The following is an 18,212-nucleotide window of genomic DNA, read 5'->3' as shown; positions in this document are numbered from 1 at the left end:
ACGTTCTCCTTATTTTACCAAGTAGTCTTTCATCTCTTCCAGAGAAACTGGGTGAATGGTCGCTGAACCAAGCTCTGGAACTAAGACCAATTTCAAGGTGTTTCCACGCGCTTTTTTATCATGAGTCAAAGCTTGATAAAGTTTGTCAACATCCCAGTTTTCATAATCAACAGGCAAGCCAAATTTCTGGCACATCTCTGTAATGGACTGGGTTATTCCTTCTGGCATGAGGCCTTTTCCCTCAGCAACCTTGGAAATCTGAACCATGCCCATAGCCACAGCTTCTCCATGCATGACCTTGCCATAACCGGCAGTTGCTTCAATAGCATGACCAATAGTGTGCCCAAAATTGAGGTAAAGACGAACACCGTTATCCAACTCATCTTCGACCACCATCTTGCGCTTAACCTGACAAGAATGTTCAATCAAAGTCTCTGCATGTTCCAAAATGCTCTCTACAGAACCATCTAGCTCCATCAAGAGAGCCCACAGTTCTGGATCCTCAATCAAGCCGTACTTGATAACCTCGCCCATCCCCTCAATCAGCTCTCTTTTTCCAAGCGTTTCTAGGACAAGCGGGTCAATCAGAACCCCATCTGGTTGGGCAAAAGTTCCCACCATATTTTTAGCAAAAGGAGTATTGACACCCGTCTTTCCACCAATAGACGAATCAACCTGGGCTGTCAAACTAGTCGGAATCTGAACAAAGTGAATGCCCCGCATATAGGTAGAGGCTACAAAACCAGCTAGGTCCCCAACGACACCACCACCAAGAGCCACGATCCCATCGCTACGAGTTAAACCCTGCTTGACTAGAAATTCATAGACCTTCTGAACAGTGGTTAAATTCTTTCGTTCTTCGCCTTCTAAAAAGTCAAAAACGGCCACCTGAAAACCAGCATCTTCTAGGCTGAGTTTGACCCTCTCTGCATAGAGAGAGGCTACATGGTTATCAGTTACGATAACCACTTTTTGAGGTTGCCAGAGTTCTCGCAACCATTGACCAGCCTGAGCCAGACAACCTTTTTCAATCTGAATATCATAAGGATGATGCGGAATATCGATTCTGATTTTCATAGTAGGGTCTCCTTTTCACTATTTATATTTTTCTGTTAAGGACTGCCAAATCTCGCCTGTCGGCATTTCTTTACCTGTCCACAGTTGAAAAGCTTCAGCAGCTTGATAGAGCAACATTCCTAGACCATTGACAGCTGGATTGCCCTGACTTCTAGCCCATTTCAAAAATGGCGTCTCAAAGGGTTGGTAAATAATATCTGCCACCAATAGAGTTTCTGGTAAGACTATGCTTTCAGGAACTGGGGATGACTGACCGTCCATTCCCACACTTGTCGCATTGACGAGCAGGTCCGACTTGGCAATCTTTTCTTGCAGGTCAGAAAGATCTTCTAAAGCATACAAGTCCACTTTAAAGCCTGTCTGCTCCTGTAACTTGGTCAGGTAAGGTCTTGTTTTTTCCATGGAAACTGAACGAACAAAGACTGAAACCTGACTGACACCATCCAAAATAGCCTGTGCCAAAATGGACTTGGCCGCACCACCTGCTCCTAGTATGGCCATTTTTTTACCTGAAATTGTAAAAGAAGGCAAGCTCTTAAAAAATCCCTTGCCATCTGTATTATATCCAATTAAAGTGCCATTATGATTGACAACAGTATTGACCGCCCCAATCAAACGAGCTTCATCACTCAATTCATCCAAAAAGGGAATCACTTGCTCCTTGTATGGCATAGAAAGATTAATCCCAAACATCTGGTAACGGCGAATATTAGTGACTGTTTCTGCCAGATCACTCGCTTCAATTTCCCATGCCACATAAACACCATTTGTAGCTGTCGCCTCAAAAGCACTATTGTGGATAAAGGGTGAAATAGAGTGTTTAATGGGATTGGCAACGACAGCCGCCATACGTGTGTAGCCATCAAGCTTCATCCAAAATCTCCCTGATTTTTTTCATGTTTGATAGAGAAATCTGACCTGGGGCACTCGCTTCATCCAGACTAGCAAATGACCAACTTGAACCCGTCACATCTGAAGTAATACGGGATACCTTGCCCATTTTCCCCATGGAAATGGTCACGTACTCTTGCTCAGGGTTGAGTGTCTTAAATCCTCGAGTGTAGTTCATCAGGTCTAAAACATCCTGCTCCGTATGGGCCATAACTGATACCTTGACCACTTTGGGAGAGAGACTGGTCAACTCAGACAAAATTTCCATCATGTTTTCAGGTGTCTCCTGGAAATTATGGTAACTCAAAACAAGATTTGGAAAATCCAACATTTCCTCAAAAACATCCTTGTAGCTGAAATACTCAAAATCTACATAATCCGGTTGATAGAGTTGAGTAACTTCCTTGATGATTTGAACATACTCTTCTGAGGAAAGTTCGATTTCTCCTCCCTCAGCGCGAGTCCGAAGGGTAAAGACCAGTTCGCGTCCTGCAAATTTTTCAAAGATAGCAGGTGCTACCTGTAAAATAGCGTCCTTTGCAAGAAAGTCCGCACGCCACTCAATGATATCGGCATCTTCATACCTAGTTGCATCCAGTTCTTGCGCTTCTTCTATACTTCTTGGCATCACTGAAACGATCAATTTCATCTACTAACCTTCATACTAATCACCTTGAGGTAATTACTGCTTTCATCTTTTTTATTATAGGCAAAGTCTGCTGGAAGACCATATTGGTTCAAGACCTGATACCTTCTTCCTGCAAAACCTTTATCAATTTGTTCTGTAAATTTCTGGCGGGAAACATTGGCAGCATTGGTACTGGCAATGATAATGCCTCCCGGATTTAAAATCTCTAGACTCTGGGAAATCAACTTGTGATAGTCCTTAGCTACAGAGAATGTTTGTTTTTTATTGCGGGCAAAGCTTGGTGGATCAAGAACAAGCACATCATAGGTCAAGCCTTTTCGCTTGGCATACTTGAAGTACTCAAAGACATCCATAACGATAAAACGATGATTGTCCGTGCTAAGTCCATTTGCATGAAAATGGGCTTCTGACAGCTCTCTAGACCGTTTGGCCAAGTCGACAGAAGTCGTCTCACTCGCGCCTCCCATAGCTGCAGCAACTGAAAAGGCAGCCGTATAGGAGAACATATTGAGCAAGGATTTGCCCATGGCTAGACCGTCAACCAGACTCCCACGAACCTCATGCTGGTCTAGGAAAATCCCTGTCATCAAGCCATCATTCATAAAGACTTGATAGAGCACGCCATTCTCAAGAACAGTAAAGTAATCTGGCGCTTCCTCACCATAAACATAGGCAGACTCGTAGTCTAGACCTTTAAAACGAATCTTTTCATAAGCCCCCAAGACCTCAGGGAAAACTTCCTTAAAAGCATTTATGATCAGCACACGAATCTGGTAAACAAAGGAATTGTACCAAGAAAAGACAGCATAATCTCCATAGAGATCAACAGTCAGACCACCAAAACCATCCCCCTCTTGGTTAAAAAGGCGAAAGGCAGTGGTCAAGTCATCTTGATAATAAGGCTTTCTAGCTTCCTTGGCCTTACGAAACAGGATTTCAAAAAAGGCTTGATTGAAACCAACCTTTTCCTTGCTGATGAACCAACCGATTCCTTTATTCTGTTGAGAAAGATAGGCGCTCCCTAAAAACTTCCCGTCTTGACTAAGAACTTCTACTGCCTGATCCGTCAGTTCAATATCTGTTAAATCACTTGCTTCCAAAAGAACTAGACCCTTAGCTAGCTTTTTTTCAACACGTCTGCTGACCCTAATTCTATTCATAGCTACTATTATAGCAAATTTTGTGACAATTCTCAAAAAAGAAACCGTTTAACCATATGTACTTTAGTTTACTGAGTGTCATTTTTGTTAAAATAAGTATATGCCATTTACTTTTCCACCAAAACATCCTTTCCCTTATAATGGAAAGAGAGATTCTATTCGCTAAAAATAGACAAAAACAGAAATGAGTATAGAATCTTGCGCAAACGTTTGCCTAGTTCTAAACTTTATGGTAGAATAAAACACAACATTGATAAGCAAGAGGAAAAACAATGCAAAATCAGACACTTATGCAATACTTTGAATGGTATTTGCCTCACGACGGCCAACACTGGACGCGACTGACAAATGACGCAGAGCACCTAGCAAACCTTGGCATCAGCCATGTCTGGATGCCACCTGCCTTCAAGGCAACCAACGAAAAAGATGTCGGCTATGGTGTTTACGATCTTTTTGACCTAGGTGAATTTCACCAAAAAGGGACTGTCCGTACCAAGTATGGGTTTAAAGAAGATTATCTTCAAGCCATTCAAGCCCTAAAGGCGCAGGGAATTCAACCTATGGCCGATGTGGTGCTCAATCACAAGGCTGCTGCCGATCTTATGGAAGCCTTTCAGGTTATTGAAGTGGACCCTGAGGACCGTACCGTTCAATTAAGCGAGCCCTTTACTATCAATGGCTGGACTCACTTTACTTTCGATGGTCGCCAAGATACCTACAATGACTTCCACTGGCACTGGTACCACTTTACAGGTACAGACTACGATGCCAAACGCCGTAAGTCTGGTATTTACCTGATCCAAGGAGACAATAAAGGTTGGGCCAACGAGGAATTGGTCGATAACGAAAACGGTAACTACGACTACCTCATGTATGCCGACCTAGACTTTAAGCACCCTGAAGTCATCCAAAACATCTATGACTGGGCTGACTGGTTCATGGAAACGACTGGTGTAGCTGGTTTCCGTTTGGATGCCGTTAAGCACATCGACTCCTTCTTTATGGGCAATTTCATTCGTGATATGAAGGAAAAATACGGTCAAGATTTCTATGTTTTTGGGGAATTTTGGAACCCAGACAAGGAAGCCAATCTAGACTATCTCGAGAAAATAGAAGAACGTTTTGACCTTGTCGATGTTCGCCTCCACCAGAACCTCTTTGAAGCTAGCCATGCTGGAGCAAGTTACGACCTTCGTAACATTTTCACAGATAGCTTGGTTGAACTAAAACCCGATAAGGCTGTGACCTTTGTAGACAACCACGATACCCAACGAGGACAGGCCCTCGAATCGACTGTTGAAGAATGGTTTAAACCAGCAGCCTATGCCCTTATTCTATTACGTCAAGATGGGCTTCCATGTATCTTTTACGGAGATTATTATGGCATTTCAGGGCAATTTGCTCAACAAGATTTCAGAGAAGTTCTTGACCGTCTCCTAGCCATCCGAAAAGATTTGGCCTATGGAGAGCAAACAGACTACTTTGACGATATCAACTGCATCGGATGGGTTCGTTCAGGCGCTGAACATCAATCACCGCTTGCAGTCCTTATCTCAAACGACCAAGAAAACAGCAAGTCTATGTTTGTCGGGCAAGAATGGGCTGACCAAACCTTTGTTGACCTCCTTGAAAATCATCCAGCACAAGTCACTATCAATGCTGAAGGTTATGGAGAATTTCCAGTAGCAGCGGGTTCAGTCAGTGTCTGGGCAGTTAATACGATCTAAAAAACTAAGCCAAGTCCACTAGGATTTGGCTTTTTTATGTATGCAGAAAAGACCTACCCTAATGGATAGATCTTTATTGTCTTACAATTTACCTGCTACGGCATCCAGCAAGTCCTGAATCTTAGCTTGGTTGCTTCCTCCTGCCATAGCCATGTCTGGTTTACCACCACCACGTCCATCGACGATTGGAGCCAATTCTTTAACCAAGTTTCCTGCGTGTACATCTTTAGTCTTGCTTGCTACGAGGACATTGACCTTGTAACCAATAGCGGCAACTAGGACAAGCACATCAGAGTAGTCTTTTTGTTTCCAGTTATCCGCAAAGGTACGAAGGGCACTTGCATCTGATACAGAAACTTGGCTTGCAATGTAACGGTGTCCGTTGACTTCCTTCACATCCTTAAAGACATCACCTGCCGCTGCAGCTGCTGCTTTTTCCTTCAATTCTGCATTTTCTTTTTGCAATTGACGGAGTTGCTCTTGAAGGCCTTCAACCTTGTGAGGTACTTCCTTGAGTTGAGGTGCTTTAAGAGTTGATGCAACAGCTTTAAGAGCGTCTTCTTGTTCACGGTAGGCTTCAAAGGCTTCTTTACCAGTCACTGCCAAGATACGACGAGTTCCTGAACCAATCCCTTCTTCTTTGACAATCTTGAAGAGGCCAATTTCAGAAGTGTTGCCAACGTGGGTACCACCACAAAGCTCAATAGAGTAGTCACCGATGGTCACAACGCGGACTTCTTTACCATATTTCTCACCAAAGAGGGCCATAGCTCCCATTTCTTTAGCCGTGTCAATATCTGTCTCAACAGTTTCCACTGCGATGGCTTCCCAAATCTTCTCATTGACTTGCTGTTCAATGGCGCGCAACTCTTCAGGAGTCACAGCTTGGAAGTGAGTAAAGTCAAAGCGAAGAAATTCTACTTCGTTCAGAGATCCTGCTTGTGTCGCATGGTGGCCAAGGATATTGTGAAGAGCCGCATGGAGCAAGTGAGTCGCAGTGTGGTTTTTCATAACACGATGACGACGGTTGGTATCGATAGCCAAGGTGTATTCTTGGTTCAAAGCAAGAGGAGCAAGAACTTCAACAGTATGAAGAGCTTGGCCATTTGGTGCTTTTTGAACATCTATCACAGTAGCCACGACATTTCCAGCAGCGTCCAAGATTTGACCGTGGTCAGCTACTTGTCCACCCATTTCAGCATAGAATGGAGTTTCCGCAAAGATAAGAGAGGCAGTTCCTTCAGAAACAGCTTCTACTTCTGCATTGTCAGCCACGATAGCCACCAACTTAGAAGACAATTGGCTAGCATTGTAGTTGAAGACACTTTCTACAGTGATGTTTTGAAGGGTTTCATTTTGCATACCCATTGAACCACCCTTAACAGCTGACGCACGCGCGCGTTCTTGCTGTTCTTTCATGGCTGCTTCAAAACCTTCACGGTCCACAGTCATACCAGCTTCTTCAGCGATTTCTTCAGTCAATTCAACTGGGAATCCATATGTATCGTAGAGTTTGAAGACATCTTGCCCCGCGATAACGTTTTGACCTTTGGCTTTCAGGTCTGCTACGATACCTTGGGCAAAATGTTGACCTGAGTGAAGAGTACGGGCAAATGACTCTTCCTCGCTCTTCACGATTTTCTCGATAAAGTCACATTTTTCAAGCACTTCTGGGTAGTAGCTTTCCATGATTTTTCCAACAGTTGGAACGAGTTTGTAAAGGAAAGGCTCGTTGATACCCAATTTTTGACCGTGCATAGACGCGCGACGGAGGAGACGGCGAAGGACATAACCACGACCTTCATTTCCAGGAAGGGCACCATCACCGATGGCAAATGAAAGAGAACGGATATGGTCAGCAATGACCTTGAAGCTCATGTTGTCGCCATCTTGGTCATAAACCTTACCAGACAATTTCTCAACTTCACGGATGATTGGCATGAAGAGGTCTGTTTCAAAGTTTGTCTTAGCCCCTTGGATAACTGCCACCAAACGCTCCAAACCAGCACCCGTATCAATATTCTTGTGTGGCAATTCCTTGTACTCACTACGAGGAACAGCTGGATCAGCGTTGAATTGTGACAAAACGATGTTCCAGATTTCGATGTAACGGTCGTTTTCGATATCCTCTGCAAGCAGGCGAAGACCAATATTTTCTGGGTCAAAGGCTTCTCCACGGTCAAAGAAGATTTCTGTATCAGGTCCAGAAGGTCCCGCACCGATTTCCCAGAAGTTGTCTTCGATTGGGATCAAGTGGCTTGGGTCCACTCCTACTTCAATCCAGCGGTTGTAAGAATCTTTATCATCTGGATAGTAGGTCATGTAGAGTTTTTCAGCTGGAAAATCAAACCATTCTGGGCTTGTCAAAAGCTCATAAGCCCATGTGATGGCTTCGTCACGGAAGTAATCTCCGATTGAGAAGTTCCCCAACATTTCAAACATGGTATGGTGACGCGCAGTTTTCCCTACATTTTCAATATCGTTAGTACGGATAGCTTTTTGCGCATTGGTAATACGTGGATTTTCAGGGATAATGGTTCCGTCAAAGTATTTCTTAAGGGTTGCTACCCCAGAGTTAATCCACAAAAGAGTTGGGTCATTTACAGGAACCAAGCTGACTGATGGTTCTACAGAGTGACCTTTGCTTGCCCAGAAATCTAGCCACATTTGGCGTACTTGAGCACTAGATAGTTGTTTCATAATATCTCCTTATTTACTTGTTTAATTTGATTGGCTTTCCAGCATCTCCACATAGTCAATCGCGACACAGAGGGAAATGACTAGGTCTGCATAAGAGTCTTCATAGACGGTTACGGTGTAAGTTGAGGTCAAATGGAAAATCTCTTTCCGAATCTCGGCAATCACTTGGTCACGATCATCCAGCAATTTGAAATTCAAATCCCAGATATTGCCCTCGATACGAAGCCCCAGATTGTCAAACTCATACTTATCTCGAAAGAAGGTCAACTTCTTACGAATAACGAAATTGGAACCGTTTCGTAGCTGAATAGTAAAGCGAGGAAGCAAGGTGAAAAATTCTTTACTAATCTCACTGACTTGCTCACCATAGGCGTCATAGATGGTAAAGGTCTTAGGAATTTGGAAGAAAGATCCCTCCACTTGATAGTTCACTACTCCTCTGTCATCCTTGATATCAAAACGTTCGCCTCCAAGACGAAACTTTTGTTTGACAAGAAATGTCTTCATAAACACCTCCAAAAATCAAAAGACAAGTCCATATCACGAAGGGCGAAAAACCGCGGTACCACCTTCATTCAATGAACTTGTCATTCTCTTATTCTTATGCAATTGTCTGATTGAGTAGCATGACTTCCTAGCTTAGATGGCTTGCAGCACCGCCAATTCTCTGGACTAAGACAACTGAAAATCAATTCTCAACTTTCTTATTATATCGTTTTTTGAGTTCTGCGTCAACTGGGAATCATCTCCATTGAATCAGACCCATTCCCTACATCTCAGATTACTTTTTCAGAATATATTTTTTCTTACTGCTATCACTCTTTTTATCCCAACTTTTATCCCAAAGTTTTGAATTGCTAAAGATAGCTTCGAAAATATTTACAAATATAAAGTACCCTATCACCAAATATATGGAATCCGTTGTTAGGTATTGTCTATCCAAGCCATCCTTTAAATGGATTAGTATAGCTGTTTGTTGAACAATCAAAAAGGTTGGCCAATAACTTTTTTTGAAAAAAGTAGATATTTTCATCTTTGTTACCGCTTTCTATTCGTATAAACTTAGTATACTACTAGGCAAGCAAATAAGCAACTCGAATAGAAAAAGATAAGGCTGTAAAAGTTAACTTCTATTAAAAAAACGAACCAGCTTAACTGATTCGTTTCGTGTCTGCTAACTTCTACTTCCGATACATCTTAAATTGTAGGAAGAGATCGCTATATTTGCCTGTCCATTTATGGTCGAATTTCTCATAAACTTCTAGGTGTTTCATGGTATCAGCGTCTGGATAGAAAGATTTGTCTTCCTTGGTCTCCTCTGGGAGCATTTCCTTAGCTGGTAGGTTTGGTGTTGAATAGCCCACATACTCGGCATTTTTGAGAGCATTTTCGGGTTTCAACATAAAGTTGATAAAGGCATAGGCCGCATCTTGGTTTTTCACGGTTTTTGGAATGACCATGTTATCAAACCAGAGGTTACTTGCTTCTGTCGGAACGACATACTTGAGGTTAGGATTTTTCTCCAACATCTGGCTGGCTTCTCCTGAGAAGGTCACACCAATAGCAGCATTGTTCTGGATCATGTAACCCTTCATCTCGTCCGCCACAATGGCCTTGATATTTGGAGTCAGTTTATAGAGCTTATCCACTGTCTCTTCCAACTGCTGAGGATCCTTGGAGTTGAGGCTGTAACCAAGTGAGTTAAGTCCGAATCCCAGCACCTCACGCGCCCCATCAAAGAGCATGATGGAATCCTTGTACTCTGGCTTCCAGAGGTCATCCCAATGCTCAGGCGCCTCCTCTACCATGGTTTCATTGTAGACAATTCCCAAGGTTCCCCAGAAGTAAGGAATGGAGAATTTATTGCCTGGGTCAAAAGACTGGTTGAGGAACTCTGGTCCGATATTTTCAATCCCTTCAATTTTTGAATAATCAAGAGGTACTAAGAGGTCTTCATCCTTCATCTTGTTGATCATGTACTCACTCGGGATGGCAATATCGTAGGTCGTTCCACCCTGCTTGATTTTGGTATACATGGCTTCGTTGGAGTCAAAGGTCTCATACTGGACTTGGATTCCTGTCTCTTCAGTGAATTGCTCCAAGAGTTCTGGATCGATATAGTCTCCCCAGTTGTAGATAACCAATTTTTGACTATCTCGACTATTGATTTTACTATCTAAATGAGTCGCAATTCCCCACAAGATCAGGATAATGGCTACGATTCCTGCTAAAAATGAATAGAGTTTTTTCATGCTTGCTCCTCCTTCTCACGTGAGATAAAGTAATAACCTACAACTAGGATAATACTAAAGAGAAAGACAAGGGCAGATAGGGCATTGATTTCCAGTGAAATCCCCTTCCGAGCACGGGAGTAGATCTCAACTGACAGGGTCGAAAAGCCATTTCCTGTTACAAAGAAGGTCACGGCAAAGTCATCCAGCGAGTAGGTAAAGGCCATGAAATAACCTGCAATGATAGACGGTGTCAGGTAAGGAAGCATGATTTCCTTAAACATTTGAAACTGGCTGGCACCAAGGTCATAGGCCGCGTGAATCATATCATCATTCATTTCCTTGAGACGAGGCAAGACCATCAAGACCACGATAGGGATGGAAAAGGCCACGTGACTAGATAGAACCGTCAAAAATCCAAGTGAAAACTTAAGCTGGGTAAAAAGAATCAAGAAGCTGGCACCAATCATAACGTCGGGTGCAACCATGAGGATATTATTGAGTGATAAAAAGGCTTCTTGGTATTTCTTACGAGACTGGTAGATATAGATAGCTCCGAAAGTCCCGATAATGGTCGCAATCAAGGCTGATAGAAAGGCCAAGAAAAAGGTTTGGGTGAGGATTAACATGAGACGACCATCACCAAACATGGTTTGAAAATGGCTCAAGCTAAAGCCTGTAAAGCTGTTCATATCATCCCCTGCATTAAAGGCATAGCCAATCAAGTAAAAGATTGGCAAATATAGGATGATGAAGACAAAGGCTAGGTAGAGATTGGCAAATTTTTTCATCGTTCTCTCCTTTCCTTAGTCACCCACATGGTGATAAACATGGTTAGGATAAGAACAACACCGATAGTTGACCCCATACCGTAGTTATCATTGGTCAGGAAGTTCTGCTCGATGGCAGTCCCCAAAGTAATCACTCGGTTCCCACCAATTAAACGGGTCAACATGAAGAGACTCAAACTCGGGATAAAGACAGATTGGACTCCGCTTCGCACCCCGTTCATAGACAGAGGGAAGATAACGTGGCGGAAAGTTTCCCACTTGGTCGCACCGAGGTCATAGCTGGCATTGATGAGATTGTTATCCATATCATCCAAGACATTGAAAATCGGCAAAATCATAAAGGGAAGCTCGATGTAGCTTGCGACAAAAATAAAGGAGAAATCCGTAAAGAGCAACTGTTGCGAACCGATTCCGATAAATTCCAAGAATTGGTTAATAGACCCATTCTGACCAAAAATTCCTATAAAGGCATAGGCCTTGAGGAGGAGATTGATCCATGTCGGCAAGATAATCAGCATGAGCCAGAGTTGACGGTGCTTGAGACGAGTCAAAAAGAGGGCTGTTGGATAGCTGATAAGAAGTGTCACTAGAGTTACAATCCCAGCATAGAGCACAGAGTTGAAGCTCATTTTGAGGTAGGTCAAGTTTTGTGACGCAAAGTAAGATTTATAGTTTTCTAAACTAAACTGCCCTTCAATGTTGAAAAAGGATTGACCGAAAATCAAGACCAAGGGTGCGAGGACAAAGAGGACAATCCAAAGCATATAGGGCACTACAAAGAGTTTAGAGGTTGTTTTCTTCATCTCTTTCCTCCTCGATCGCGTTAATCAGACCTGCTTCTTGCTCTTCGATTTCTACGTATTCTTCGATACGAGCATCGAACTCTTCTTCGGTTTCGTTGAGACGCATGATGTGGATATCTTCTGGTTCAAAGTCCAGACCGATTTCCTCACCAACAATGGCCTTACGGGTTGAGTGGATCATCCATTCATTTCCAAGTTCGTCATAGGCGATAATTTCATAGTGAACCCCACGGAAGAGCTGGGTATCGACCTTAACTTGGAGCTTGCCTTCTTCAGGAAGGGTAATCCGCAAGTCCTCTGGACGAATCACGACCTCAACAGGTTCATTTGGCTTCATCCCACCATCGACCGCTTCAAAGCGTTTGCCGTTAAACTCAACCAAGTAGTCCTCAATCATGGTTCCTGGCAAGATATTTGACTCACCGATAAAGGTTGCAACAAAATGGTTAATCGGCTCATCGTAGATATCCACAGGTGTTCCAGACTGGACAATCTCGCCATCATTCATAACGAAAATCCAGTCACTCATGGCAAGCGCTTCTTCCTGATCGTGAGTGACAAAAACAAAGGTAATGCCCAATCGTTGTTGCAGTTCACGCAGTTCGTACTGCATGTCTGTTCTTAATTTCAAGTCCAGCGCTGATAAAGGTTCATCCAACAAAACCACACGGGGTTGGTTGATGATAGCACGGGCAATAGCCACACGCTGACGTTGTCCTCCAGAGAGTTTACGAATGGAACGTTTTTCGTAACCTTCCAACTGAACCATCTTGAGAACTTCCGCTACGCGTTTCTCGATTTCTTTCTTGTCAATCTTGCGCAAGCGGAGCGGAAAGGCAACATTTTCAAACACATTCATATGTGGAAACAAGGCATAGGATTGGAAGACCGTATGGACGTCTCGTTTGTTGGTTGGGATGTCGTTGATACGAACACCGTCCAGCAAAATATCTCCAGTCGTCGCATCCAGTAAACCTGCAATAATGTTTAGGATGGTTGATTTCCCTGAACCAGATGCGCCTAGAAGGGTGTAGAATTTCCCTTCTTCCAACTCAAAGTTGATATCTTTGAGAACCTTGGTGTTGCTGTCTTCAAAAACTTTAGAGACGTTTTTGAATTCAATAATTGGTTTTTTCAATTGTCATAAATTCCTTCTTTTTCATAAATTAACAGATCAGGGCTCTGTCAGGCCGCTACTACCTCGTGTAGGAGATTAAACTGCCTACATACATTTTCACTAACGATAGGCTTTCACCCCCTTTACAATGGTTATAGCAGCAACTTTTCTACCCCAACCTTATTCCTTCTCACCCAAGATTCGGACTTCTCTCTCAAGGGTGACACCTGAGTGTTCCTTGACTTTTTCGATAACAGATTGGATCAAGTCTTCGTAGTCTTTGGCCGTTCCGTCAGCAACATTGATCATGAAACCGGCATGCTTTTCAGATACTTCCACACCACCGATACGATAGCCTTTCAAGCCAGCTTCTGAAATCAGCTGTCCTGCAAAATGCCCAACTGGACGCTTAAAGACTGAACCACAAGATGGGTATTCTAATGGTTGTTTGAGTTCACGTAGGTGCGTCAAGCGGTCCATTTCTTGCTTGATAACCTGGTGATTTCCTGGAGCTAGGGCAAATTTAGCTGACAAAACAACAGCCCCAGAATCCTGAATAGCTGAATGGCGGTAACCAAAAGCCAAATTCTTGGCAGATAAGGTCTCGATTTCCCCTTCCTTGGTCAAAATTTGACAAGACTGCAAGATATGAGCAATCTCTCCTCCATAGGCTCCCGCATTCATAAAGACAGCTCCTCCGATGCTTCCAGGAATCCCACAAGCAAACTCAAAACCAGTCAAACTATGACGGAGGGCAATACGTGTTGTTTCGATCAAGTTCGCTCCTGCTTCCGCTTCGATGGTATAGCCATCAACCGAAACGTTATTAAGCTTATCACACAAGATGACAAAACCACGGATTCCACCTTCACGAACGATGATATTGCTGGCATTCCCAAGCACCATCCAAGGAATATTTTCTTGATTGGCAAATTGGACGACACGAGCCATCTCATAGCGATTTCGTGGCAAAACTAGATAATCCGCTCGACCTCCTACCCTGGTATAGGTATAGGTCTTCAAGGGTTCTTTAAAACGAATATCGATTCCTTCTAGGATTTCAAGCATTTTTTCTTTTACTGACATGTCACTCTTCCTTTTTCAAAATTCATTCCATTATACCATTTTTAGAGACATTTGACGACCATAAAAAGAGCTTGTTTTATCATTACATAAAAAAAGAGGTCACCCCTCTTTTTATGATTTTTTCCAAAATGTAAATTTGGTTAGCCAGATAAAGGCTATAAGCTCTACGAGAAGAATGAACTCAACTAGAAGCGGGTTTACAATCCAGCCTACCTGAGATAAGGCTGGAGCCAAGTCAAACAAGGCATGCAAACCATAGGCAGCAAGGAGGTAGATCCATTTCTTTTGACGGACACTTTGATAGACCCAGATGGAAAGACCGATTTGGAAAACTAAGGCAAGCACACGTTCAACTCCTAGTAAATAAACCTGCCATACAGAAAGAGACTGGACCGTTTCAAGTGTAGACTTTGGAAGGAGATTGGCTACATCAGTATTTGAAGACTGGATGAGTGAAAAGAGAATCAACAAACTGATCAAGCTTCCCATTCCGAGATAGAGCATCTCCAAGCCCCCATGTCCCAAACCATAAGCCAAAGCATCTCGATCTTCTAGCTTTCTTTTTTTCTCCAACCATTTAAAAAAGACAAGACGAGCTGTTTCCTCAAAGAGGGCAGCCATGGTAATCCCATAAAGGACGTATAAGAAAGGCTGCTCCTGCATAAGCGGAATGGTTCCATCTTTTTGCGGATGGAGTATCAGAAGGTGAACCATCTTCTCTAACACTTGAGAAGAAACAAAAAATGCGATTGCCCCCAAGCCCATCACTGCAAGAGAGATTTTAAACCGTTTTTTGGCATACCAAGTTCCACCTACTAGAATGAGAACTAAAGCGATCATGGTGAGGATAATATGTACTGTCATCTTTTTCTCCTATTCTGACTTATCAATATCTTTCTTCATCTCGTCAACGTTAAATTTGGCAAATAAATACTGGCGATCTTGGACTGGAAAACGTTGGTCCAACTGGTCGACTGCCCCAACCTCAATCATTCCTTCTTTGATAACAAAGTCCATCACATGCCCACCAAAGGTCAAATCATCTGAGATAAAATGCAAATGGTAGCCTGCAACACTCACCCCATGGAAAATCTCCGGTGTCCAAAATCCAACAATGGTTCCCGATACATTTTCACGGCTATATTCAGGTTGGTGTGTCGCGACATCAGCAAACTTGGTATCAGGTGTGGATTTAGGAATCATCCGCACATGCATTTGTGAAAATTCGCCATGAATCTTGATGGAACGAAAAAGATTTTCCCCATCATAGTAGGACTCAATTCGTTTTTCCAATTCCTTGTCCGTCATCTCAAAGCGCTGACGAAAAATCACTTCTGCCTGATGAGGAACTACTGCTGCATAGGGAATTAGAGCATCCGCTGCCACCTCAACGATTTCAGGCGTTTGACCAGATCCCTTGGCTTGATAAGCCTTGCCATCAAGGACAATCAACTCCCCATCAATCGAATCAAGGGTTCCCAAACCAAGGTCACCATGTTCCAGCAATTCTCCCACTGTCATGGTTCCACCATAGAGACCTGCCATTAGAGCACCCAGAGTATTGTATTGAAATAATTTTACCGGTTCCTGCACTTTTCTATCCATTCTCTTTCTTATCTTCTTTTCAATGAATCATCATACTTTCTAAGTATACCACATTTGCTCCTAGTTGTGAAAGGGGGAATGCTTTTCCCATTGCAAAGGAGGCAAAAAAAAGGTACAATGTAACAAAATCAACGGAGGTCTGGAATGAAGAAAGAAAGTAAATACCAAGCAGTCGTTTCCTTTCTCAAAAAAGGTATCGAATCAGGAAAATTTCCAACAGGTAGCCGACTTCCCTCTATCCGTCAACTGAGCCAAGACTTCCACTGTAGCAAGGACACTATCCAACGAGCCCTGCTGGAATTACGCCATGAACAATACCTCTATGCCAAACCCCAAAGTGGCTACTATGTTCTGGAACAAGGACAGCACCAAGACTTGGAAATCGAAGTCACTGACGAACATGCCAGTGCCTATGACGACTTCCGACTCTGCGTCAACGAAACCCTGATAGGCCGAGAAAACTACCTCTTCAACTACTATGACAACCAAGAAGGTCTTGAGGAACTCAGACAATCTGTCCATCAACTCCTCTTTGACCAAGCCCTCTACTGTAAACCCGATCAACTGGTTCTAACTTCTGGCACCCAGCAAGCTCTCTTTATCCTTTCTCAGATTAACTTTCCGAGCCAGGGAGAGGAGATTTTGGTCGAACAGCCGACCTACCACCGGATGAATCGCCTCTTGGTCGCTCAGGGATTGGCCTACCAGACCATTGAACGCCGTATTGATGGCATTGACCTTGAAGAACTGGAAGAACAGTTTAAATCTGGGAAAATCAAGTTTTTCTATACCATTCCTCGTTTCCACTATCCTCTTGGCCATTCCTATTCTGATCAGGAAAAAAGGGCCATTCTGGATCTAGCAAACCAGTATGGTGTATATATCGTCGAGGATGATTATCTAGGTGACTTAGACTCTAAAAAGGGACAAACCTTCCACTATCTGGATACTGAGGATCGCGTCATTTATATCAAGTCCTTCTCAACCAGTCTCTTTCCAGCCCTTCGTATTACCGCCCTCATTCTCCCAAATGCCCTAAAAGAGGCCTTTGTTTCCTACAAAAATATCCTAGACTATGATAGCAATCTCATCATGCAAAAGGCTCTTTCTCTTTACATCGATAGCCAGTTATTTGAAAAAAATCGACTGGCCAGACTGACCCTTCAGGAAAACTATCAGGCTCGGATAAAAAAAATGCTTGAAGGAAACACCTGTCCCTTGCCCCACTATCCTCTACACGATGGTCTTCTCCTTGATTTGAGACACTATCCTAAGATTGCCAGTTTGAAACACAGCTCACTCAAACTAGACTTTTTTGAGAAGGCTTATTTGGACACCTGCCCTTATCAGTTCGCCAAAGTCTCTCTCGAAAATCTAGAAGAGCTATTAGAATACATAAAAGCAGAATTGGATTAAAGTCCAACTCTGCTTTTTCTTATTGTTCAACTTCTGTTAGTTTCGCAGCCTTTTCAAGATAAGTTTGATAGGTTCCGTCATCTTTTAGTTTTTGGATAACCTTATCGACTACAGCTTTCAAGTCTGACTGATCCTTCTTGATAGCAACAGCATTGGCTTCGCCATCTTTCATCGTCAAGTTAACAGATGCAACAACAAGGTCTGAGTTTTTACCTGCGTAGCTAAGAGCAACTGGTTCATCCATATGAACAGCATCCACTTTTCCAGCCTGCAATTCATTGACTGCTTCCCCCATATTGGTCAAGGATGTCAACTGGGCATTTGGCAATTGTTCCTTGACCATGGTTTCTGGCACAGTTCCCTTTTGAGCTGCGATATTGGCACTTGCGAGGCTTGAAATATCCTTGTATTTGTCTAAATCGGCTTTTCTAACCAAGAAGCTCATTTTGTTTTCATAGTAAGGGATTGAAAAGTCAAAGACTTCCTTTCTCTCATCTGTAGCACTAATACCTGCAATAGCCAAGTCAGCCTTTCCAGTTTGAAGACTGGTCAAGACATTGTCAAAACTCATGCTAGAGATTTCAAGTTTAACCCCAAGCTCGTCTGCAATTGCTTGAGCCATATCAATATCTGCACCAACCACTTGGTTTTTACCATCTACCAAGACTTGGAATTCAAACGGCGCATAGTCTGGGCTAGTCGCCACAACTAGCTTCCCTTTTTGTTTGATAGCATCCACAGCAGACTGGGAACTATCCGTTCCTGACTGGCAAGCTACTAAAATCATGCTGGCAAGCATACTACACACAACTAATATCCATTTCTTAAACTTCATAAATAAACGACCTTTCTGTTAATTCTGAATAATTATAACTCTTTTAAAAATAGTTGTCAACCCTTTTAGAGATTTTGATTGTAAAACAATTCTTTTCATAAAAAAGAAGACTGATTTATTTTAA

General features: G+C 42.9%; 17 protein-coding genes. 2 read left to right on the top strand and 15 right to left on the bottom strand.

Annotated elements, in window-relative coordinates; all coding sequences use genetic code 11:
• Positions 1-9: 9 nt before the first annotated feature.
• From aroB to GMD6S_RS01225, 4 genes are read right to left on the bottom strand one after another with little or no spacing between them, the layout of a single operon-like run.
• Positions 10-1,077 (bottom strand): 3-dehydroquinate synthase, encoded by a 1,068-nt coding sequence (gene aroB / locus GMD6S_RS01240; RefSeq protein WP_000702146.1) that lies wholly within the window; start codon positions 1,075-1,077, stop codon positions 10-12.
• An 18-nt stretch (positions 1,078-1,095) separates the two neighbouring features.
• On the bottom strand, positions 1,096-1,950 hold the full coding sequence (locus GMD6S_RS01235; protein WP_000762517.1) for a shikimate dehydrogenase: 855 nt from the start codon (positions 1,948-1,950) through the stop codon (positions 1,096-1,098).
• Positions 1,940-2,617: a type I 3-dehydroquinate dehydratase gene (gene aroD / locus GMD6S_RS01230; RefSeq protein WP_000767747.1), complete on the bottom strand. Its 678-nt coding sequence runs from the start codon at positions 2,615-2,617 to the stop codon at positions 1,940-1,942. Before aroD ends, GMD6S_RS01235 begins: the two co-directional genes overlap by 11 nt.
• The gene (locus GMD6S_RS01225) at positions 2,614-3,777 is read right to left on the bottom strand and encodes a class I SAM-dependent rRNA methyltransferase (RefSeq protein ID WP_001079986.1); all 1,164 of its coding nucleotides are present in this window, start codon (positions 3,775-3,777) and stop codon (positions 2,614-2,616) included. Before GMD6S_RS01225 ends, aroD begins: the two co-directional genes overlap by 4 nt.
• Positions 3,778-4,049: 272 nt before the next feature.
• Between GMD6S_RS01225 and GMD6S_RS01220 the strand changes: the two genes are divergently transcribed.
• Positions 4,050-5,504 carry an alpha-amylase gene (locus GMD6S_RS01220; protein ID WP_001181086.1) on the top strand — a complete coding sequence of 485 codons (1,455 nt, stop codon included), beginning with the start codon at positions 4,050-4,052 and terminating at the stop codon, positions 5,502-5,504.
• A gap of 81 nt (positions 5,505-5,585) precedes the next feature.
• Here GMD6S_RS01220 and alaS read toward each other — a convergent pair whose 3' ends face one another.
• From alaS to budA, 10 genes are all read right to left on the bottom strand, one after another.
• Entirely contained in the window at positions 5,586-8,204 is a 2,619-nt protein-coding gene (alaS, locus tag GMD6S_RS01215; RefSeq protein WP_000811712.1) for an alanine--tRNA ligase, read from the bottom strand.
• A 21-nt stretch (positions 8,205-8,225) separates the two neighbouring features.
• The gene (locus GMD6S_RS01210; RefSeq protein ID WP_000847084.1) at positions 8,226-8,711 is read right to left on the bottom strand and encodes an LURP-one-related/scramblase family protein; all 486 of its coding nucleotides are present in this window, start codon (positions 8,709-8,711) and stop codon (positions 8,226-8,228) included.
• A gap of 274 nt (positions 8,712-8,985) precedes the next feature.
• The gene (locus GMD6S_RS01205; RefSeq protein ID WP_000704103.1) at positions 8,986-9,237 is read right to left on the bottom strand and encodes a hypothetical protein; all 252 of its coding nucleotides are present in this window, start codon (positions 9,235-9,237) and stop codon (positions 8,986-8,988) included.
• A gap of 148 nt (positions 9,238-9,385) precedes the next feature.
• Positions 9,386-10,456 (bottom strand): ABC transporter substrate-binding protein, encoded by a 1,071-nt coding sequence (locus GMD6S_RS01200; protein ID WP_000737945.1) that lies wholly within the window; start codon positions 10,454-10,456, stop codon positions 9,386-9,388.
• The gene (locus GMD6S_RS01195; protein ID WP_000712722.1) at positions 10,453-11,226 is read right to left on the bottom strand and encodes an ABC transporter permease; all 774 of its coding nucleotides are present in this window, start codon (positions 11,224-11,226) and stop codon (positions 10,453-10,455) included. The genes GMD6S_RS01200 and GMD6S_RS01195 overlap by 4 nt, the downstream gene beginning before the upstream one ends.
• On the bottom strand, positions 11,223-12,029 hold the full coding sequence (locus GMD6S_RS01190; protein ID WP_000754123.1) for an ABC transporter permease: 807 nt from the start codon (positions 12,027-12,029) through the stop codon (positions 11,223-11,225). The genes GMD6S_RS01195 and GMD6S_RS01190 overlap by 4 nt, the downstream gene beginning before the upstream one ends.
• On the bottom strand, positions 12,010-13,167 hold the full coding sequence (locus GMD6S_RS01185; RefSeq protein WP_000742896.1) for an ABC transporter ATP-binding protein: 1,158 nt from the start codon (positions 13,165-13,167) through the stop codon (positions 12,010-12,012). Before GMD6S_RS01185 ends, GMD6S_RS01190 begins: the two co-directional genes overlap by 20 nt.
• Positions 13,168-13,326: 159 nt before the next feature.
• Entirely contained in the window at positions 13,327-14,232 is a 906-nt protein-coding gene (gene murB / locus GMD6S_RS01180) for a UDP-N-acetylmuramate dehydrogenase (protein ID WP_000111596.1), read from the bottom strand.
• 111 nt (positions 14,233-14,343) lie between these two features.
• On the bottom strand, positions 14,344-15,096 hold the full coding sequence (locus GMD6S_RS01175; protein ID WP_000215870.1) for a YhfC family intramembrane metalloprotease: 753 nt from the start codon (positions 15,094-15,096) through the stop codon (positions 14,344-14,346).
• A gap of 9 nt (positions 15,097-15,105) precedes the next feature.
• Positions 15,106-15,837 (bottom strand): acetolactate decarboxylase, encoded by a 732-nt coding sequence (gene budA / locus GMD6S_RS01170; protein ID WP_000375405.1) that lies wholly within the window; start codon positions 15,835-15,837, stop codon positions 15,106-15,108.
• 144 nt (positions 15,838-15,981) lie between these two features.
• On the opposite strand from budA, the gene GMD6S_RS01165 reads away from it, so the two are divergent.
• Entirely contained in the window at positions 15,982-17,253 is a 1,272-nt protein-coding gene (locus GMD6S_RS01165) for an aminotransferase-like domain-containing protein (protein ID WP_000712268.1), read from the top strand.
• A gap of 19 nt (positions 17,254-17,272) precedes the next feature.
• On the opposite strand, the gene GMD6S_RS01160 is transcribed toward GMD6S_RS01165, so the two are convergent.
• Positions 17,273-18,088, bottom strand: coding sequence for an ABC transporter substrate-binding protein (locus GMD6S_RS01160; RefSeq protein WP_008292486.1), 816 nt, complete (start codon positions 18,086-18,088; stop codon positions 17,273-17,275).
• Positions 18,089-18,212 lie beyond the last annotated feature (124 nt).

Source organism: Streptococcus sp. GMD6S, assembly GCF_000297015.1.
This window is presented reverse-complemented; position numbering and strand designations above follow the sequence as displayed.